Origin of the sequence: Aurantiacibacter hainanensis, assembly GCF_036321025.1 — a bacterium.
Taxonomy (GTDB): Bacteria; Pseudomonadota; Alphaproteobacteria; order Sphingomonadales; family Sphingomonadaceae; genus Alteraurantiacibacter; species Alteraurantiacibacter hainanensis.
This window is the reverse complement of sequence record NZ_JAZAPB010000002.1, coordinates 946,501-963,392: the sequence shown is the minus strand read 5'-3', so window position 1 is coordinate 963,392 and position 16,892 is coordinate 946,501. Positions and strand designations below refer to the sequence as shown.

The window sequence follows — 16,892 nt, the reverse complement described above, 5'->3', positions numbered from 1 at the left end:
ATCCTCCCCATCGCAGCGCGACGGGGAGGGAGTGTTCAGGCGGCCTCGGCGTCGGGCTGCTGTGCCTCGACAGCCAGTTCGCAGACGTACCGGCGCGCGAGGAACGATTCGCCGCCACGCGCCGCGCAGGGCGTGGGACGGATTTCGCCGGTCTCGACGAAGCCGTTGGCTTTAAGCACCTTTCCGCTGGCCATGTTCTCGAGGAAATGGCCCGCGTGGACCCGCTCGATGCCCACTGTCTGGGCTATCTCCAGCACACCGCGCACCGCTTCGCTGGCATAGCCGCGCCTCTGGAACCGCTGGGCGATCCAGTATCCCAGTTCATGGCCGTCCTCGTCGGGTTCGATACCGATCTGGCCGATCACGGGCGCACCGGCAAGCTGCGGCAGGGTGATCGCAAACTTCATCGCGTTCGCTGGCACGGGCTTGCGGCAAAAGGCCACCGCGTCCGAGGGACGATACGGCCAGGGCGCGCGCGAAAGCATGCTGACGACGCGGAAATCGGCGATGCCGCGATGGATATCGCGCCAGTCTTCGGGGAATGTGGGCCGCAGGAACAGCCGCTCGGTACGCATGAACATCGAATATTCTCCCCATAGGCCGGCTGCCCGCCTCCAGTGGGCCTCCGGACAAGTCGGAAGGAGAATCAAAAAAGGAGACGGGGCGGCCCCATCTCCTTCCAAATTCCGGGCTATTTGCCGCCCGGAAGGGGCCATCCCGGTGGATGACCCCTTTATCGAGTCATCCGGTTATTCGGCGGCTTCTGCTATCATGTCGACCGACACGTATTTGCGGCCGAGCTTGCCGTCGTGAAAGCGCACGACGCCCTGGGTCAGCGCAAACAGCGTGTGGTCCTTGCCCATGCCGACATTGGCACCCGGGTAGAACTTCGTGCCGCGCTGACGCACGATAATGTTGCCGCCGATCACGTCCTGACCGCCGAACTTCTTCACACCAAGGCGACGTCCTGCTGAGTCGCGACCGTTACGCGATGAACCGCCTGCTTTCTTATGTGCCATGGTTCGAGATCCTTACTTCTTGTCGGCCGACTTGTCGGCGCTCTTCTTGGTAGCGGCCGCCTTCTTGGGCGCAGCCTTCTTGGGCGCAGCCTTCTTCGCCGCAGGCTTCTTCGCGGCGGCTTCCTTCTTGGCCGAGCCAGCGGCTTCCTTCACCGGAGCAGCCTTCTTCGGCTTGTCCGCGGCCTTCTCCTCGGAGGTGTCCTTGACCGGAGCGTCAACCTTCTTGGCAGCAGCCTTCTTCGGCGCAGCCTTGCCCTCGCCGACGGCCGTGATGCGCAGCAGGGTCATCTGCTGACGGTGGCCGTTCTTGCGACGATAGTTGTGACGGCGACGCTTCTTGAAAACCGTCACCTTCTCCGACTTCGCCTGGGCGATCACTTCGGCCGAAACCGTGACCTTGGATGCATCCGCCAGGTCGGCACCATCGCCGGCCAGCAGAACGTCTTCCAGTACGATCGTGTCACCGGCGTCACCCGCCAGCTTCTCGACTGCGATCTTGTCTCCTTCGGCGACGCGATACTGCTTGCCGCCCGTGCGCACTACTGCGAACATGGTGCTTAAATCCGTTTCTTCTGGTGTCTTCAGCTGCTTCTCGACCGAAATCGATCCACGGCAATGACAAAAAAGGCGCCCAAGGGCACCGTAGAGAGCGCAGCCGTTAGGCGAAGAGCCCAAGACTGTCAACCATCACATGCCCCGATCACGCACCAAAAAATGCGTGCTGGAAAGCTGCCCGGCTCGAATGTAGGGCATGCGGACCATGGTGCAAGCCCGCCTCCTCCTTTCCGCCGCGCTTGTTTCGCTGCTGGCCGCATGCGCATCGCCCGAGGGTGCATATCCCTCGCTCGCCGTGCGCGATGTCGAACGCATTAGCGGATCGATGGAGGTGGAGCCCGCGCCGCTGCTCGAACCGCCCGCCCCTGCAACGCTGGCGAACCTCGAGGATCTGGCCGAAAATGCGCGCGCTGCCCATCAGCGCTTCCTGGCTGCCGCGCCCGACGCGCGGGCCATCACCAACGCCGCGGCGGGCGCGTCGCGCGGAAGCGAGGCGTGGGCTCGCGCTCAGGTCGCCATTGCCAATCTGGAGGCGCAGCGCAGCCAGACAATGATCGCGCTGGCGGACATGGACCGCATCTACGTGGATGCCGCCACTTCTGCCGTGACGACCGAATCGATCACCGAGGTGCGCAGCGACATCGATGCCCTGGTGGAAGAGCAGAACGCCCTGATCCAGTCGCTGCTGGCGACGCTGGCAGGGTAGCCCCTGCGGTCCAAACGCAAACGCGCGAGACCGCCCCCCCGCGATCCCGCGCGCAACGGCGTGTAGGGTAGTGACCTAGACCAGCGCCGCAATCAGGACGCAGGTAAGGCCCCAGACGAAGATCAGCGTCGGCAGGATCAGCACCTGCACCGTGGCATCGCGCGCATTCGTGCGGCCGTAGGCGGTCATGATCCCCTCCTGCCGGAAGCGGGCCCAGGTCCTGGGCCGGCTCTTCGTTTCGGGCGCAAGCAGCGTCCAGATCGCCGGCACGCCGAATCCCGCCACGATGAACAGGGCAAAGATCGCGAAAGGTATGTTCATCTCGGGATGGGCGAAGCCGACTGTCAGCACCGTGATGAACCCCAGGAACAGGGCAACCGTGGCGACATAGAGGCCGGTCGGCAATTCGAAGGTCCGATCTGTCGGAGCCGCCACGCGGGGCGCCTCGATGCGGATATCGGCCTGCTCGGCCAGTTTTTCGCGGGTAAGTTGTTCGACCATTTGCCTATTCCTTCCTGTTGCAGAAGGATTGGACCGAATCGGCTCGCACTTCTTTGACGCCGGTCAAACGGCCCCGAATTCAGGCGTCCCAGCGTGCCGCGTCGCGGTGGTCTTCTTCGCGCGGCTCTATCCAGTGCCAGGAATCGCCCCGCTTTTCCCGTTTCCAGAACCAGCTGCGCGACTTGAGATGGTCCATGGCGAAATCGACGGCCTCGAAAGCCTCGCGGCGATGGCGGGCGGCCGCGGCAACCAGCACGATCGGCGCTCCGGGCCGCATGTGTCCGGTGCGGTGATGGATGAGCAGTCCGTCGAGCGACCAGCGCGACTCCACCTCGTCCGCGAGTGTTTCCATGCCCGGCAATGTCAGGCGATCGTAGCTGACCAGTTCGAGCACCTTCACGTCCCCATCGGGCCTCACCTTGCCCACGAAACTGGCGATGCCCCCGGCCTGCGGGTGCGCCTTGGCAAAGAGGCCAAGTGCCTTTCCGGGCGAGAATCCCTTGGTCAGCAGCTGAATGTCGCGCGCCACGTCAGCCCCCGGAAACGGGCGGCAGCAGCGCGACTTCATCGCCGTCCCCGGCGGCAAGCGTGGTCTTGTCGGACAGGACCTTGCCGTTCACCGCAATCTTGGTCCGTTCGTCCGACGCGGCATCGGCCAGTTCCGGGCCGAGCGCATCGCGGAACCTCGCCCATTCGAGCGGCGCGGACACCTCGCGTTCGCCCTCGCCTGCCAGGTCGGCCAGCTTGCCTATGAATACGACGGTGACGGCCATCAGCCGCCCGTCATGGACATGTGGCGCGGCTGCGCGGGCCCTGCCCCTTCCTCGATGCGGAAATGGTGACGTTCGGGCTTGATCCGCATCGCCTCGTCCAGCGCGGCGGCCAGCCGGGCGTCGGGCGCGTCGGACCGCAAGGCGGCTCGCAGGTCCACCTTTTCCGCGCCGCCGAGGCAGGCGTAGAGCTGCCCGGTGGCGGTAACGCGGATGCGATTGCAGGTGACGCAGAAATTGTTGGTGAGCGGGGTTATGAACCCCAGTCGTCCGCCGGTCTCCGCCACGCGCACATAGCGCGCGGGGCCGCCGGTATTGTCGGGAAGGTCGGTAAGGGTGAAGCGCTCTTCCAGCGCGTCGCGCACGGCGGGCAGCGGCAGGTAATGATCCACCCGTTCGCCATCCACTTCGCCCAGCGGCATGACCTCGATCAGGGTCATGTCATGCCCGTGCGTGCCTGCCCATTCGACGAGGAAGGGGATCTCGCTCTCGTTGATGCCCTTCAGTGCAACGGTGTTGATCTTCACATGCAGACCGGCGCGCTTCGCCTCCGCGATGCCGCGCAGAACCTGCACCAGCCGGTCACGACGGGAAAGCGTCTGGAACAGTTCTCCGTCCATCGTGTCGAGCGACACGTTCACACGGCGCACGCCCGCCGCGAACAGGTCTCCGGCGAATTCCTCCAGCCGGGTGCCGTTGGTGGTGAGGGTCAGTTCGTCCAGCCCGTCACCCAGCTTTCGCCCTAGCGCCTGGACCAGTTCCACCACGTCGCGCCGGACCAGCGGCTCTCCACCGGTAAGGCGGATCTTGGTGATGCCGCGTTCGATGAAGGCCAGGCCCAGCTTGTGCAGTTCCTCCAGGCTCAGGACGTCCTTCTTGGGCAGGAAGGTCATGCGTTCGGGCATGCAGTACGAACAGCGAAGGTCGCAGCGGTCCGTCACCGAAAGGCGCAGGTACGAGATGCGGCGCTGGAACGCGTCTACGAGAGGCTCGGAACAAGTCATGTGCTGCCTACCTAGGCTTTCTCGCGCGAATTGCCATCCACTGCGAACAGTTGACCCGTCACTCCCGGCGCGCTGCCGAGGTAGTCGCATAGCGCCGCGACAGCATCGCTCGATCCGCCTACAGCGCCGTTGACCCGGCTGGGAGCGGCCTCGCGCGCCAGCTCCTCCACCGCCGCGGTACGCCAGTGTTCGTGCGTGTGATCGGCGGAATCGAACAGCAGCACGATGTCGCTTCCTGCCGCGCGGCGCGCCTCGGGCAGGATGCGTGCGTGAAAGGCCGCAGCCGCATCCAGCGGTGCCTCCGGCAATGGGCGGGCTTCGATGCGCACCTGCGCCATCACTTCCGCTCCCGCACCAGGGTGATGCCGATTTCCTCGTCCGCTTCGGACAGCGCCAGCTTGACGATCCGCACGCTGATTTCCTCCACGCGCCTGTCCTGCAGGAACAGCGTCTCGCACACGTGATCCGCCACGGCCTCGATCAGCTTGTAGTGCCGGTCGCCCAGCGCGGCGGAGCAGGCGAATTTCAGATCCATGTAGTTCTTGCTGGCATCCAGCGGCGTATCAGGATCGTAATGCGGTTCCACCGCCAGCTTCACGCGCAGGGAAAAGCGCAGCGGCTGAGGCTGGCCGGTTTCCTCGGAATAGATGCCCGTGTGCACCATGTGCACGAAGTCGACGAGTTCGAGATGGAGGCTGTCTGCCATAGGCGCGCGACACTAGCGTTGCTTGCGCGCATGACAAGGCAGGAGGATTCCTCGGGCACGATAGTCGATGGTCGCGGTTGACCAAGTGTAGCGATTAAGGGCATCTCGGTTACAAACGAGGGGGAGCGATCCGATGAGCGAAGGTACTGTCATTTCCGAACCGGGCACCACGAAGGGCCGCAAGCAGTCGCGGCCGCTGAAGTGGGTCGGCAATTTCGTGATCGGCGGCGCGCTGATCATGGTGGTGATCGTCTTCGTCGCGGCCACGCTCGCGCGGTTCGACATCATTGCCAAACTCAGCGGCTTCATCCCCTTTGCCATGTCGCTCAACCCGGCGCGCGCGCTGGCCATCATCGGCGGTGCGGCACTGGTCTATGCGATGGTGCGCAAGGTCGGTCCGACGAAACGCCTCATTGCAGGAACCGTGCTGTCGCTCGCCATGCTGATCATGATCTATTCCATGCTCATCATTCCGGCCGGCAAGGTGCCGCCGATCCACGACGTCACCACCGACATGGCCGATCCGCCGCAGTTCTCCACGCTGGACGTGGACAGCCCGGTCAGCACCGGGCCGTTCAGCCTGGAGGAATGGCGCGCCTTCCACGAAGGTGCCTACAGCGACATCCGGCCCATCGTCATTTCCGCCTCGCCAGAGGAAGTGCTGGCGCGGGCGCAGGCGCTTGCCGAGGATCGCGGCTGGGAAATTGCCGCCTACGATGCCGAAGCGGGCACGCTGGAAGCAACGGCAACCGCCGGCTACGTGCGCTTCTACGACGACGTGATCATCGAGGTGACGCCGGTCGCCGACGGCAGCACACGCGTCGACATGCGATCCGTCAGCCGCGTGGGCGTAAGCGACGTCGGATACAACGCCGCGCGCATCCGGGATTTCCTGGCGGACCTGCGCAACACCTAGCTATTGCTCCACCGCGCGAAGATCGCGGTGGGCAGCAGGCGGCCACCCTCCCCGTCCTCGCGCACGGCAAGGTCGCCGTGTTCGATGGTTCCGGGCATATCGGCGAAGAGCTCCTCCAGCAGACCACCAATCGCCAGCGAACTCATGCGCACGGCATAGACCGTCAGGAACAGGAAGCGGCTGTCGGCATCGAGCAGGCGACGGCAATCGCCGACGAGGCCGGGCAGCCCTTCCTCGATGCGCCATGTCTCGTTCTTCGGGCCGCGCCCGAACTTCGGCGGATCGAGGATGATGCCGTCATAGCGCCGTTCCCGGCGCACTTCGCGCGCGGTGAACTTCGCGGCGTCGTCCACCAGCCAGCGAATGGGGCGATCGTCCATGTTCGAAAGCGCGGCGTTCTCGCGCGCCTGGGCAACCGATTTCTTGCTGGCGTCGACGTGGGTAACGGGGCCGCATTCGCTCAGCGCCAGTGAACCGACGCCGGTATAGCCGAACAGGTTGAGTGTCTGGGCGTCGGCCTTTCCCTGCAACTGCCCGCGCATCCAGTGCCAGACCGGGGCCATGTCGGGAAAGAAGCCGAGATGACGGAATGGCGTGCACTGGGCGGTGAAGCGCACGCCGTCCCACTCCAGCGGCCAGCCATCGCCCGGCACGTCGGTTTCGAACTGCCAGCGCCCGCCCCCGTCCTCGTCGCTGCCCGGCACGAATTCGCCATCGGCTTGCCAGTCCGCCTCTCGCGGGGACCAGAGCGCCTGGGGTTCGGGCCGGATGAAACGGCGAGAGCCATACCGCTCCAGCTTGCGGCCGTGACCGCTGTCGACAAGGCCGTAGTCGGACCATCCCTCGCCGACCATGATCACGGGATCGCGAACCAGCCGGGCCATCAGCTGCTGGGGGTTGCGTGCTCGGCCACATACTCCGCAACGGCGGAATAGTCGCCCGGCAGCTCCACCACCGCTTCACTGCGTTCGAACAAGTCGCCCACGCGTGCGGGCAGCGCGGGCCGCGCACCGGTGGCCCGCTCCACCGCGTCGGGGAACTTGGCCGGATGCGCCGTCGCCAGCGTGACCACGGGCGTCGAAGCTTCGATTCCGGAAGAGCGCGCCGCGGAGAGGCCAATGGCGGTGTGCGGATCGAGCACCTCGCCGCAGGATTGGGCAGCCCAGCTTATGGCCTGCGCCATCGCGCCCTGGTCCACCCGCGCACTCGAAAACAGGGTCGCAGCGCCTTCGCGCTGGCTGTTGGTGAGGTGCATCGCCCTGGTCGTCTCGAAGCCACGCATCTGCTTCGCCATCGCCGCGCCGTCGCGTCCGCCAAGGTCGAACAGCAGCCGCTCGAAATTCGAACTGACCTGGATATCCATGCTGGGCGCAGCCGTGGGCGTTACTGTGCCGGCCGAATAGTCGCCTGTGGAGAGCGCCCGGTGGAGAATGTCGTTCACGTTGGTGGCGACGATCAGGCGTTCGATGGGCAGCCCCATCTGCGCCGCGACATAGCCAGCGAACACGTCGCCGAAATTGCCGGTCGGCACGCTGAAGGCGACCTTCCGGTGAGGCGCGCCCATCTGCAGCGCGGCGGCAAAGTAATAGACCACCTGCGCCATCAGCCGCGCCCAGTTGATCGAATTCACCGCGCTGATGCGGAACCTGCCGCCTTTTGAGGTCGCCATCGCCTCGTCGGCGAACATGCGCTTCACCATGGCCTGCGCGTCGTCGAAGCTGCCTTCGATGGCGAGGTTGTGCACGTTGGGCGCGCGGACCGTGGTCATCTGGCGGCGCTGCACGTCGCTGACCCGCCCCTTGGGGTGCAGCATGAAGATGTCGATGCGCTCGCGGCCCGCCACCGCGTCGATGGCGGCGCTGCCGGTATCGCCGCTTGTCGCCCCGACGATGGTCAGGTGCTGATCGCTCTTCGCCAGGAAATGCTCGAACAGGCGGCCAAGCAGCTGCAAGGCGACGTCCTTGAAGGCCAGCGTGGGACCGTGGAAAAGTTCCAGCACCCAGTGCTGCTGGTCCAGCTGCACCAGCGGGGTCACGGCCTCGTGAGAGAAACGTCCGTAGGCGCGGCTGCACAGGTCATGCAGTTCTTCCCTGGTCAGCGATCCCTCGACGAAGGGCGCCATGACCCGCACCGCCAGATCGACGTAGGGCAGGCCCGCCATCTCGCTGATCTCGCTCTCGGAGAAGCGCGGCCAGCTTTCGGGCAGGTAGAGGCCGCCGTCGGACGCAAGGCCCGCCAGCGTGACGCCTTCGAAATCGAGCGCTTCGGCGCTTCCCCGGGTAGAGACGTATTTCATCGTGGGGCGCGGGTTAGCCGCGAGCCCGCGCTGCCGCAAGCAAGCAGTGGTTTGACGCGGCGATGCTACCCTTGCTCCCGCCACCGCCGCCGCAGGGCGAGCCAGTAGATCACCAGCGCAGTGAGGGCGAAGAAGAACCACTGCCCGGCATAGGCAAGGTGGTTGTTGGGCAGGTCGGCCGGATCGGGCTTGGCGAGCGGCTGAAGTCCGGCCTGCCCTTCGTCCGCCACCAGTTTGACCACATCGCCATAGGGAGCGATCAAGCCGCTGACTTCGCCCCCTGCCCATGCGGGAGGATTCGGATCGCGCGACCAGCCGATGGCCACATCTACAGTGCCTTCGCCCTGGTGCGCACATCGCGCGATCAGCGCCCAGCCGGAGACTCCGTCAGCCGATCTTCCCGCAACGCTGTCGATGCCTCGAACCCGGGTGCAATCGACCGTGGCGCGGTTGAACAGGCTTTCCTCGTATTCGTCCGGTGACGGCCAGTCGACCTCGGTCGAGGACGCGGCGGCGGCTTGGTATCGGGCGATCAGCGCTTCCTTCTCATCCATCCGCCCCAGTTGCCAAACGCCCAGCGCAACCATCACGGCAGCTGCCGCGACGACGAGGATCGTCGGAATGATCGGAATGCGCCCGGCGATCACGAAAGGTCGCTTCCGTCATGGCGGTGTTCTTCCGCGCGCCGCTGGTATTCGGCCACCAGCAGCCAGGCCTTGGTTACGCGCAGGCCGGCGATCACGCCGACAACGGTGAAGGGAACCCACAGGACGACATGCACCCACCACGGCGGCTCCACGCTCAACTGCAGCCAGATCGCCAGCACCACGACGATCGTGCCCACCCCTAGCGTCAGGAAAGCTGCTGGGCCGTCTCCCACGTTGAAGCGGGAATAGTTCAGGCCGCAGGAAGGGCAGCGGTCGGCAAAGGCGATTAGGCCGTCGAACAGCGTGTTCGCCCCGCAGCGCGGGCACGAACCGAAAAGGGCGGCCTCGCGCATGGCGGGCCGCCCCTTCTTGGTTTCGGTTGGGTCTGTCACGAAAGGCTTAGTGGACCTCTGCGCCCCAACCGCCCCAGACGTAGACGGAGATGAAGAGGAACAGCCACACCACGTCGACGAAGTGCCAGTACCAGGCAGCCGCCTCGAAACCGAAGTGCTGGCGCGGCGTGAAGTGACCCAGATAGGTCCGCCGCAGGCAGACGATCAGGAAGATCGTGCCGACCAGCACGTGGAAGCCGTGGAAGCCGGTGGCCATGTAGAAGGCCGAGGAATAGTTGTTGCCGCCGAAGCCGAAGGAAGCGTGGCTGTACTCGTAGGCCTGGATGCAGCTGAACAGGATGCCCAGCCCGATGGTGAGCCAGAGGCCCTTCTTGAGGCCCTCGCGGTCGCCCTGGATCAGCGAGTGGTGCGCCCAGGTAACCGTGGTGCCCGAGCACAGCAGGATCAGCGTGTTGAGCAGCGGCAGGTCGAACGCGTCGAGCACGTGCACGCCGTCGGGCGGGAAGTTTGCCAGCGCTGCGGCGCCTTCCTGGCCGATCAGGTTCTGCCAGGTGCCTTCCGACACCATCTGGATCGGCGCGGGGAACAGTGCGAAATCGAACCAGCTCCAGAACCAGCCGACGAAGAACATCACTTCGGACGCGATGAACAGGATCATGCCGTAGCGCATGTGCAACTGCACCACGGGCGTGTGATCGCCCCGCTGCGCTTCGTTCACCACCTTGGAGAACCAGCCGAAGAAGGTCGCGATCAGGCCGGCGATGCCCAGGCCCAGGACGATGCGCCATGCGCCCTCGGGAAAGGCTCCCTCGTCGGCATGCATGTACATCACCATGCCCGTGGTAAAGGTCAGCGCGGCGAAAGCGCCGACGAACGGCCAGATGTCGGGCTCGAGAATGTGGTAATCGTGGTTCTTGGCGCCGGCCATGTTCCTAGTCCTGATGCTTGGGCCTGAATCGAAGGTTTGTGCGGCCTGTAATGGGTGCTTGCGTCCGGGTCCAGAGCCTAGCTCGGGTTCTCGTCACCCTGCGACACGCGGTGGAAGGTATAGGAGAGCGTGATCTGTTCCACGCCTTCCATGTTGGGATCGTCCAGCGCCGCCGGATCGACGAAATACAGCACCGGCATGCGGATTTCCTGGCCGGGCTGCAGGGTCTGCTCGGTGAAGCAGAAGCACTGGATCTTGTTGAAATAGGCGCCCGCCTGTTCCGGCTCCACGTTGAAGGTGGCGGTGCCGGTGATGGGAACGCTGGAATTGTTGCGCGCGGTGTAGAACGCCATGTCGCGCTGACCGATGGCGACCGTGTCGGTCACCTGCACGGGCTTGAATTCCCACGGCACGTTGCGCGCGGTGTTGGCATCGAAGCGGATCGAATAGGTCACGCCGCCGGCGCTCGCGGCAAGCCGCTCTGCCGTGGCGGCATCCGCCTCGCTGGCGACCTGCGTCGTGCCACCGAATCCGGTGACGCGGCAGAACAGATCGTAGAGCGGCACGGCGGCATAGCCCAGGCCGAGCATGGCCAGTGCCGCGCCGAACGCGATCAGCATCGTTCGCCGGTTGCGGGTGTCGAGGGTTTCGGTCGTCATCAGTCGCCCATCCTCACGATTGTGATCAGGTAGAAAAGTACGACGAAGCCAGCCAGGATCAAGCCAAGCACCATGTTGCGCTGCTTGCGGCGGCGGATGAATTCCTTCTCCTCCTCGGGCGTCATGCCAGCACCAGCCGGTCGATCACGAGCGCCCCGAACAGGGCGAAGAGGTAGCCGATGGAATAGGCGAACAGACGCTTTTCGGGGCGCATGGTGTCGCCCTGCGGATCGGAGTTGCGCATGCCCACGGGCACGGAGAGCGCCACGAAAGCCAGCGAAAGCGCCGCGGCGGAAAGGCCGTAGATCGCGCCGGTACCACCGATGACCCAGGGCAGTACGCTGATGGGCAGCAGGGCGACGGCATAGGCGAGGATCTGCCGGCGGGTCGTCCGCTCGCCGCGTGCGACCGGCATCATTGGAATGCCGGCTGCCGCATAGTCGATCTTCACCCACAGGGCGAGCGCCCAGAAATGCGGCGGGGTCCACATGAAGATGATGGCGAACAGCAGCAGCGGCATCGCGGTGATCTCGCCGGTGACGGCAATCCAGCCGATCAGCGGCGGAAAGGCGCCGGCCGCGCCGCCGATGACGATGTTCTGCGGCGTGCTGGGCTTCAGCCACATGGTGTAGATCACCACGTAGAAGAATATGCTGAAGGCCAGCACGGCGGCGGCCAGCCAGTGCACGGCCAGGCCCATGATCACGACGGAGAAACCTGACAGCAGCAGGCCGAAGTCGCGGGCTTCCTCGCGCCGCAACCTGCCCTGCGGCAGCGGGCGGCCTGCCGTGCGGCGCATCTTCGCGTCGATATCGGCTTCCCACCACTGGTTGAGCGCACCCGCCCCGCCTGCGGCAAGGGTGATGCACAGAATGGCGGTGAAGCCGATCACCGGATGGATGGTGCCGGGGGCAGCCAGCATACCGCACAGCGCGGTGAAAACCACGAGCCGCATCACCTTCGGCTTCGTCAGCGCGAAGAAGTCTCGCCAGTCGGCGGGAAGCTGGGTGGCTACGGGGGCTGCGGTTGTGGTCACGTTGTCTATCTCAAGCGAAGGGGGCGTCACCGTTTCCGGCGCGCCCCCTCCCGTTGTCATGCAGGCGAGGGACGCCGGTCAGGCGGTCGCCGGTTTGTCGCTGATGTGATCGTCGTGGCTGTGGTGGTCCTCGATCACGGGCAGCGTTTCGAACTGGTGGAACGGCGGCGGGCTGGAAAGGCTCCATTCCAGCGTCGTCGCGCCCACGCCCCAGTAGTTGCCCGGGGCTTTCTTGCCGGCGACGAGCGCGTAGCCGATGTTCACGAAGAACACGAGCATCGATCCGGCCATGATCATGTAGCCGTAGGTGGCAATCTCGTTCCAGTAGGCGAAGGCAGGCGTGAAGTCCGGATAGCGGCGCGCCATGCCCTGCAGGCCCAGGAAGTGCATCGGGAAGAAGATCACGTTCACGCCGATGAAGAACAGCCAGAAGTGCACGTGGCTGAGGAACTCGGAGTGCCAGCGGCCCGACATCTTCGGGAACCAGTAGTAGAAGCCAGCGAACATCGAGAACACGGCGCCCATCGACAGAACGTAGTGGAAGTGCGCCACCACATAGTAGGTGTCGTGCAGGTTGTCGTCGATGCCGCCGTTGGCGAGCACCACGCCGGTCACGCCGCCGACGGTGAACAGGAAGATGAAGCCAAGGGCCCAGACCATGGGCGACTTGAACTCCAGCGACCCGCCCCACATCGTGGCGATCCAGCTGAAGATCTTGATGCCGGTGGGCACCGCGATCACCATGGTGGCGGCCGTGAAGTACATCTTCGTGTTCACGTCGAGGCCGACGGTATACATGTGGTGCGCCCACACGATGAAGCCGACAACGCCGATGGCGACCATGGCATAGGCCATGCCCAGGTAGCCGAACACGGGCTTGCGGCTGAAGGTCGCGACGATCTGCGAGACCATGCCGAAGCCCGGCAGGATCATGATGTAGACCTCGGGGTGACCGAAGAACCAGAACAGGTGCTGGTACAGCACGGGGTCGCCGCCACCGGCGGGATCGAAGAAGGTGGTGCCGAAGTTGCGATCGGTCAGCAGCATGGTGATGGCCGCGGCCAGAACCGGCAGCGCCAGCAGCAGCAGGAATGCGGTGACCAGCACCGACCACACGAACAGCGGCATCTTGTGCAGGGTCATGCCCGGCGCACGCATGTTGAAGATGGTGGTGATGAAGTTGGTCGCGCCCAGGATGGAGCCGGCGCCTGCAAGGTGGAGCGAGAAGATCGCGAAGTCCACGGCAGGGCCGACCGAACCGGTGGTGGAAAGCGGCGCATAGACCGTCCAGCCGACGCCCGCACCCATGCCCGTGCCGCCCGGCACGAACAGCGAGAACAGCAGCGAGAAGAAGCCCGCCACGGTCAGCCAGAAAGAGATGTTGTTCATACGCGGGAAGGCCATGTCGGGCGCGCCGATCATCAGCGGAACGAACCAGTTGCCGAAGCCGCCAATCATGGCGGGCATGACCATGAAGAACACCATGATCAGGCCGTGCGCGGTGATCAGCACGTTCCACATGTGGCCCTGCTGGTCGAACGACGAACCGTCGCCGCCCAGGAAATTCACGACGTCACCCATGACCTGCAGGCCCGGCGCGCCCAGTTCGGCACGCATGAGGCCGGAAATGGCACCGCCGATGATACCCGCGATGATCGCGAAGATCAGGTAGAGCGTGCCGATGTCCTTGTGGTTGGTCGACATGAACCAGCGGGCGAAGAAACCGGGCTTGTGATCGGCATGATCGTGCGCGCCATGATCTTCGTGGTGGGCGTCGAAACCTTCAGCGGTGGTAGCCATTTTTCAGCGAACCTTATCGTGTGTCGTCGTAATCGAAAGAATCAGGTGGTGGGCGAAGTGTCTTCGGTCGGCGGCTCGCCCGCGATGGGAGCGTCGGGCTGCGAACTGACCGGAGGACGTACACCCTCTACCACGGCACCTTCGTCCTCGGCCGGGGCGGGAGCGGCGGCAGCCGCTTCCTGAGCCTCGATCTGGGCGCGGGTCATGCCGCCGGGCTGGGCCTGCACCCAGGCGTTGTATTCGTCCAGCGGCCGCGCCTCGATGGCGATCGGCATGTAGCCGTGACGGGCGCCGCAAAGCTCCATGCACTGGCCGTAGTAGATGCCCGGCTCCTCGATCGTCAGCATCTTCTCGTTGATGCGACCGGGAACGGCATCCATCTTGAACCACAGCGAGGGAATGCCGAAGGCGTGGATAACGTCGGCGCCGAAGGTCTGCAGGCGGATCGGAACGCCCACCGGCACCACCATGCGATTGTCGACGGCAAGCTGCGGCGGCAGCCCGGCATCCAGCGCGTCGCTTTCCGGCATCATGTTCGAGATCACCTCGAACCCGCCGTTGTCGACGTATTCGTAACCCCAGTACCACTGGTAGCCGTTGGCCTTGATGGTGATCGCGTCTTCCGGCGGCGTCTGGTACTGGCGCGCCAGCAGCGTGATGGACGGAACGGCGATGACCACGAGGATCAGCACCGGGATGACCGTCCAGATCACCTCGATAAGGGTGTTGTGGCTGGTCTTCGAAGGCACGGTGTTCTTGCGCTTGTTGTAGCGGAACATCACCCACAGCAGCAGGCCGAGCACGAACAGGCTGATGATCGTGATGATCGGCAGCAGGATGGCATCGTGCATCCACAGGGCATAGTCGCCGTCGGCGGTATACTGATCCTGGAAGGTCATCGACTTCCAGATATCTTCCTCCGACGAGGTCGGCTGGCCCTTGATCATCTCCGGCCCGTAGTATTCGAAGGCAGGCGCTTCGGCATCGGTGACGAGCGTGTCAAGACCTTCTGCCGCGGCACCTTCGACCAGAGTCGTCTCGGCATCGTCCTGTGCGAAGGACGCCGAAGGCACGGTCGCCAGAGACAGGGCCGCCAACAGGGCGATGGCGAGGATGTTGAGCTTCTTGCGGGCAATTGCGCCGAAATTCATTGCGTCGATGCTTTCCATTTTTCGTCCCGGGCACTGCTGCCCACCGGCCCTGGCGGGGCCATCGTCGCCGCGCCTATACGCGCGCTTGCCCCATGCCTCAAGCGCAACTAGGGACTTTTTTCCAGCGGGCATATCCGGCCTTTGGTCCAATTGCCGCACGATACGCACAGACACCCCAGCGAAAGGCAAAAGACTCCGCCATGACCCAGGACGAAGTCCTCGAAGAATTTCGCGCCAGCGGCGCCCTCCTGGAAGGGCATTTCAAGCTGTCATCCGGCCGTCACAGCGGTCACTACCTGCAGTGCGCGCGCGTTCTCATGAACCCGCACCGCGCCGCCCGGCTGGCCGAAGCGCTGGGCGAGAAGCTGCCCGGCGACATTCTCGATTCGCTCGATGCCGTGGTCTCGCCCGCGATGGGCGGCATCATCATCGGTCACGAAATGGGCCGCGCGCTCAACCTCGATGCCATGTTCCTGGAACGGCCCGACGGGGAATTTCACCTGCGGCGCGGCTTCTCCCTGCCCGCCGGAGCCAGGGTTCTGATGGTGGAAGACGTCGTCACCACCGGCCTTTCCAGCCGGGAAGCCATCGCCGCGGTGGCACGCGAAGGCGGCGAAGTGCTGGCGGAAGTGGCGCTGGTCGACCGCTCGAACGGCTCGGTCGACCTGGGCGTGCCGTTCTTCCCGCTGATCGATATCGACTTTCCCACCTATGCCGAAGACGAAGTTCCCGAAAAGCTGGCAGCCATCCCGGTGACGAAGCCGGGTAGCCGGAAGTGACCTTTCGCAAGACCGTCGCCGCCGCGGGGGCATTGCTGGCGCTGCTGGGCGGCTGCGCATCGCTTGGCGATCGCACCGCGGACGGCGGCAATACCGGACCGCGCGCCCAGGCGGTGCTTCGCGACGCCGGCTTCACCGGCGACATCGCCATCATGCTGCCCGACAGCCCCGATACCATCTATTCCGGCACCGCCGGGCCGGAAGAAGCCACGACGCGCACCGTGGAGGGGTGGCCCTGGGCCTCCGTCACCAAGCAGGTGATTGCCGTGCTGGTGATGCGGGAGGTGGAAGACGGCCGGATCTCCCTGGGCAGCGATATGGGGCAATTCGTGCCGCGCCTTCGCGGACGCGACCTGTCCGTGGAAGACCTACTGCGGCACCGCAGCGACCTGCCCAATCCCGACAACACGCCGCTCGACGAAAGCGGCTTTCCGTCCTTCTACAGCGACGATGCCGATCCGCTTGCCTTCTGCACGGGCCAGGGCGAGGCCGCTGCCGAGGGCAGCTGGACCTACAACAACTGCGATTACATCGTCCTGGGCGCGATGCTGGAAGAGGTGAACGATTCCAGCATCGACCTGCTGCTGGCACAGGGCATCGGCCTGCAATCGGGGTGGAGCAACACCAGCTTCCTTGCGCCGGGAAGCGAGCGGGCCTTCGCCTCGCGCACCGATAGCGCCGCGCAGAGAATCGCCCGTTACGGCACCTCTGCCGCCCTGGTCGGCCCGCTGGACGACATGCTGCTGTTCGACCGCGCGCTGACGGACGGGCAACTGCTCGGCCCTGCCGCTCTGGCGCGGCTGTGGCAGGGCGACCCCGCCGCGGGATACATGGCGCTGGGGCAATGGGTGTTCGAGGCACCGCTTGCCGGGTGCGACGCGCCCGTACGCATCGTCGAGCGGCGCGGCAGCATCGGCACTTACCAGACCCGCAACGTCATCCTGCCCGATCGCGGGATCGCCATGGCCCTGGCGACCGACCAGGGGGATTTCGACTTCGGCGAGATCTGGACGGGCGCAGGGCCGCTGCACGACGTGCTGGCCGCCGTGGCTTGCGACTAGAATTG

Annotated in this window: 23 protein-coding genes; 4 read left to right on the top strand and 19 right to left on the bottom strand. The window is 65.0% G+C overall.

Annotated features, from left to right (window positions below):
- Window positions 1-35: 35 nt before the first annotated feature.
- The 3 genes from AAA989_RS11975 to rplU all read right to left on the bottom strand — a co-directional run bounded on the left by AAA989_RS11975 (window position 36) and on the right by rplU (window position 1,571).
- On the bottom strand, window positions 36-581 hold the full coding sequence (locus AAA989_RS11975; RefSeq protein WP_338243863.1) for a GNAT family N-acetyltransferase: 546 nt from the start codon (window positions 579-581) through the stop codon (window positions 36-38).
- A 168-nt stretch (window positions 582-749) separates the two neighbouring features.
- Window positions 750-1,019 (bottom strand): 50S ribosomal protein L27, encoded by a 270-nt coding sequence (gene rpmA, locus AAA989_RS11970; protein WP_338243862.1) that lies wholly within the window; start codon window positions 1,017-1,019, stop codon window positions 750-752.
- A 12-nt stretch (window positions 1,020-1,031) separates the two neighbouring features.
- The gene (rplU, locus tag AAA989_RS11965; RefSeq protein WP_338245521.1) at window positions 1,032-1,571 is read right to left on the bottom strand and encodes a 50S ribosomal protein L21; all 540 of its coding nucleotides are present in this window, start codon (window positions 1,569-1,571) and stop codon (window positions 1,032-1,034) included.
- 208 nt (window positions 1,572-1,779) lie between these two features.
- Here rplU and AAA989_RS11960 point away from each other — a divergent pair, with 208 nt between their 5' ends.
- Window positions 1,780-2,280 carry a hypothetical protein gene (locus AAA989_RS11960; RefSeq protein ID WP_338243860.1) on the top strand — a complete coding sequence of 167 codons (501 nt, stop codon included), beginning with the start codon at window positions 1,780-1,782 and terminating at the stop codon, window positions 2,278-2,280.
- A 75-nt stretch (window positions 2,281-2,355) separates the two neighbouring features.
- Here AAA989_RS11960 and AAA989_RS11955 read toward each other — a convergent pair whose 3' ends face one another.
- The 6 genes from AAA989_RS11955 to AAA989_RS11930 all read right to left on the bottom strand — a co-directional run bounded on the left by AAA989_RS11955 (window position 2,356) and on the right by AAA989_RS11930 (window position 5,261).
- Entirely contained in the window at window positions 2,356-2,781 is a 426-nt protein-coding gene (locus AAA989_RS11955; RefSeq protein WP_338243858.1) for a hypothetical protein, read from the bottom strand.
- 79 nt (window positions 2,782-2,860) lie between these two features.
- Window positions 2,861-3,349, bottom strand: coding sequence for a molybdenum cofactor biosynthesis protein MoaE (locus AAA989_RS11950; protein WP_338243857.1), 489 nt, complete (start codon window positions 3,347-3,349; stop codon window positions 2,861-2,863).
- A complete protein-coding gene (locus AAA989_RS11945) occupies window positions 3,312-3,554 on the bottom strand; it encodes a MoaD/ThiS family protein (RefSeq protein WP_338243855.1) in 243 nt (80 codons plus the stop codon). Before AAA989_RS11945 ends, AAA989_RS11950 begins: the two co-directional genes overlap by 38 nt.
- Window positions 3,554-4,555: a GTP 3',8-cyclase MoaA gene (gene moaA, locus AAA989_RS11940; protein WP_338243853.1), complete on the bottom strand. Its 1,002-nt coding sequence runs from the start codon at window positions 4,553-4,555 to the stop codon at window positions 3,554-3,556. The genes AAA989_RS11945 and moaA overlap by 1 nt, the downstream gene beginning before the upstream one ends.
- 11 nt (window positions 4,556-4,566) lie before the next feature.
- Window positions 4,567-4,893, bottom strand: a complete 327-nt coding sequence (locus AAA989_RS11935; RefSeq protein ID WP_338243851.1) for a Rossmann fold domain-containing protein — start codon at window positions 4,891-4,893, stop codon at window positions 4,567-4,569.
- On the bottom strand, window positions 4,893-5,261 hold the full coding sequence (locus AAA989_RS11930) for a dihydroneopterin aldolase (RefSeq protein WP_338243849.1): 369 nt from the start codon (window positions 5,259-5,261) through the stop codon (window positions 4,893-4,895). The genes AAA989_RS11935 and AAA989_RS11930 overlap by 1 nt, the downstream gene beginning before the upstream one ends.
- Before the next feature lie 133 nt (window positions 5,262-5,394).
- Between AAA989_RS11930 and AAA989_RS11925 the strand changes: the two genes are divergently transcribed.
- Window positions 5,395-6,177 carry a DUF1499 domain-containing protein gene (locus AAA989_RS11925; protein ID WP_338243847.1) on the top strand — a complete coding sequence of 261 codons (783 nt, stop codon included), beginning with the start codon at window positions 5,395-5,397 and terminating at the stop codon, window positions 6,175-6,177.
- Here AAA989_RS11925 and AAA989_RS11920 read toward each other — a convergent pair.
- The 10 genes from AAA989_RS11920 to coxB all read right to left on the bottom strand — a co-directional run bounded on the left by AAA989_RS11920 (window position 6,174) and on the right by coxB (window position 15,065).
- On the bottom strand, window positions 6,174-7,061 hold the full coding sequence (locus tag AAA989_RS11920; RefSeq protein WP_338243846.1) for a class I SAM-dependent methyltransferase: 888 nt from the start codon (window positions 7,059-7,061) through the stop codon (window positions 6,174-6,176). The two genes, AAA989_RS11925 and AAA989_RS11920, sit on opposite strands and share 4 nt — an antisense overlap.
- The gene (gene thrC / locus AAA989_RS11915) at window positions 7,061-8,473 is read right to left on the bottom strand and encodes a threonine synthase (RefSeq protein ID WP_338243844.1); all 1,413 of its coding nucleotides are present in this window, start codon (window positions 8,471-8,473) and stop codon (window positions 7,061-7,063) included. The genes AAA989_RS11920 and thrC overlap by 1 nt, the downstream gene beginning before the upstream one ends.
- A 65-nt stretch (window positions 8,474-8,538) precedes the next feature.
- On the bottom strand, window positions 8,539-9,120 hold the full coding sequence (locus AAA989_RS11910; RefSeq protein WP_338243842.1) for an SURF1 family cytochrome oxidase biogenesis protein: 582 nt from the start codon (window positions 9,118-9,120) through the stop codon (window positions 8,539-8,541).
- Window positions 9,117-9,512 carry a DUF983 domain-containing protein gene (locus tag AAA989_RS11905; protein WP_338243840.1) on the bottom strand — a complete coding sequence of 132 codons (396 nt, stop codon included), beginning with the start codon at window positions 9,510-9,512 and terminating at the stop codon, window positions 9,117-9,119. Before AAA989_RS11905 ends, AAA989_RS11910 begins: the two co-directional genes overlap by 4 nt.
- Before the next feature lie 7 nt (window positions 9,513-9,519).
- Window positions 9,520-10,401 carry a cytochrome c oxidase subunit 3 gene (locus AAA989_RS11900; RefSeq protein ID WP_338243838.1) on the bottom strand — a complete coding sequence of 294 codons (882 nt, stop codon included), beginning with the start codon at window positions 10,399-10,401 and terminating at the stop codon, window positions 9,520-9,522.
- Between the two features lie 77 nt (window positions 10,402-10,478).
- Window positions 10,479-11,060 (bottom strand): cytochrome c oxidase assembly protein, encoded by a 582-nt coding sequence (locus AAA989_RS11895; RefSeq protein ID WP_338243836.1) that lies wholly within the window; start codon window positions 11,058-11,060, stop codon window positions 10,479-10,481.
- On the bottom strand, window positions 11,060-11,185 hold the full coding sequence (locus AAA989_RS11890; protein ID WP_338243834.1) for a cytochrome c oxidase system small membrane protein: 126 nt from the start codon (window positions 11,183-11,185) through the stop codon (window positions 11,060-11,062). The genes AAA989_RS11895 and AAA989_RS11890 overlap by 1 nt, the downstream gene beginning before the upstream one ends.
- Entirely contained in the window at window positions 11,182-12,096 is a 915-nt protein-coding gene (locus tag AAA989_RS11885; protein ID WP_338243832.1) for a heme o synthase, read from the bottom strand. The genes AAA989_RS11890 and AAA989_RS11885 overlap by 4 nt, the downstream gene beginning before the upstream one ends.
- Window positions 12,097-12,174: 78 nt before the next feature.
- Entirely contained in the window at window positions 12,175-13,896 is a 1,722-nt protein-coding gene (ctaD, locus tag AAA989_RS11880) for a cytochrome c oxidase subunit I (RefSeq protein WP_338243830.1), read from the bottom strand.
- Between the two features lie 41 nt (window positions 13,897-13,937).
- A complete protein-coding gene (gene coxB / locus AAA989_RS11875) occupies window positions 13,938-15,065 on the bottom strand; it encodes a cytochrome c oxidase subunit II (RefSeq protein WP_338243828.1) in 1,128 nt (375 codons plus the stop codon).
- A gap of 182 nt (window positions 15,066-15,247) precedes the next feature.
- Between coxB and pyrE the strand changes: the two genes are divergently transcribed.
- Window positions 15,248-15,826, top strand: coding sequence for an orotate phosphoribosyltransferase (pyrE, locus tag AAA989_RS11870; protein WP_338243826.1), 579 nt, complete (start codon window positions 15,248-15,250; stop codon window positions 15,824-15,826).
- A complete protein-coding gene (locus AAA989_RS11865) occupies window positions 15,823-16,887 on the top strand; it encodes a serine hydrolase domain-containing protein (protein WP_338243823.1) in 1,065 nt (354 codons plus the stop codon). The genes pyrE and AAA989_RS11865 overlap by 4 nt, the downstream gene beginning before the upstream one ends.
- Window positions 16,888-16,892: the final 5 nt, after the last annotated feature.

Coding starts and splice junctions, on each gene's coding strand:
- AAA989_RS11975 (WP_338243863.1), bottom strand. CDS start 581: ATGTTCATGCGTACCGAGCGGCTGTTCCTGCGGCCCACATTCCCCGAA.
- rpmA (WP_338243862.1), bottom strand. CDS start 1,019: ATGGCACATAAGAAAGCAGGCGGTTCATCGCGTAACGGTCGCGACTCA.
- rplU (WP_338245521.1), bottom strand. CDS start 1,571: ATGTTCGCAGTAGTGCGCACGGGCGGCAAGCAGTATCGCGTCGCCGAA.
- AAA989_RS11960 (WP_338243860.1), top strand. CDS start 1,780: ATGGTGCAAGCCCGCCTCCTCCTTTCCGCCGCGCTTGTTTCGCTGCTG.
- AAA989_RS11955 (WP_338243858.1), bottom strand. CDS start 2,781: ATGGTCGAACAACTTACCCGCGAAAAACTGGCCGAGCAGGCCGATATC.
- AAA989_RS11950 (WP_338243857.1), bottom strand. CDS start 3,349: ATGAAGTCGCGCTGCTGCCGCCCGTTTCCGGGGGCTGACGTGGCGCGC.
- AAA989_RS11945 (WP_338243855.1), bottom strand. CDS start 3,554: ATGGCCGTCACCGTCGTATTCATAGGCAAGCTGGCCGACCTGGCAGGC.
- moaA (WP_338243853.1), bottom strand. CDS start 4,555: ATGACTTGTTCCGAGCCTCTCGTAGACGCGTTCCAGCGCCGCATCTCG.
- AAA989_RS11935 (WP_338243851.1), bottom strand. CDS start 4,893: ATGGCGCAGGTGCGCATCGAAGCCCGCCCATTGCCGGAGGCACCGCTG.
- AAA989_RS11930 (WP_338243849.1), bottom strand. CDS start 5,261: ATGGCAGACAGCCTCCATCTCGAACTCGTCGACTTCGTGCACATGGTG.
- AAA989_RS11925 (WP_338243847.1), top strand. CDS start 5,395: ATGAGCGAAGGTACTGTCATTTCCGAACCGGGCACCACGAAGGGCCGC.
- AAA989_RS11920 (WP_338243846.1), bottom strand. CDS start 7,061: ATGGCCCGGCTGGTTCGCGATCCCGTGATCATGGTCGGCGAGGGATGG.
- thrC (WP_338243844.1), bottom strand. CDS start 8,473: ATGAAATACGTCTCTACCCGGGGAAGCGCCGAAGCGCTCGATTTCGAA.
- AAA989_RS11900 (WP_338243838.1), bottom strand. CDS start 10,401: ATGGCCGGCGCCAAGAACCACGATTACCACATTCTCGAGCCCGACATC.
- AAA989_RS11895 (WP_338243836.1), bottom strand. CDS start 11,060: ATGACGACCGAAACCCTCGACACCCGCAACCGGCGAACGATGCTGATC.
- AAA989_RS11890 (WP_338243834.1), bottom strand. CDS start 11,185: ATGACGCCCGAGGAGGAGAAGGAATTCATCCGCCGCCGCAAGCAGCGC.
- ctaD (WP_338243830.1), bottom strand. CDS start 13,896: ATGGCTACCACCGCTGAAGGTTTCGACGCCCACCACGAAGATCATGGC.
- coxB (WP_338243828.1), bottom strand. CDS start 15,065: ATGGAAAGCATCGACGCAATGAATTTCGGCGCAATTGCCCGCAAGAAG.
- pyrE (WP_338243826.1), top strand. CDS start 15,248: ATGACCCAGGACGAAGTCCTCGAAGAATTTCGCGCCAGCGGCGCCCTC.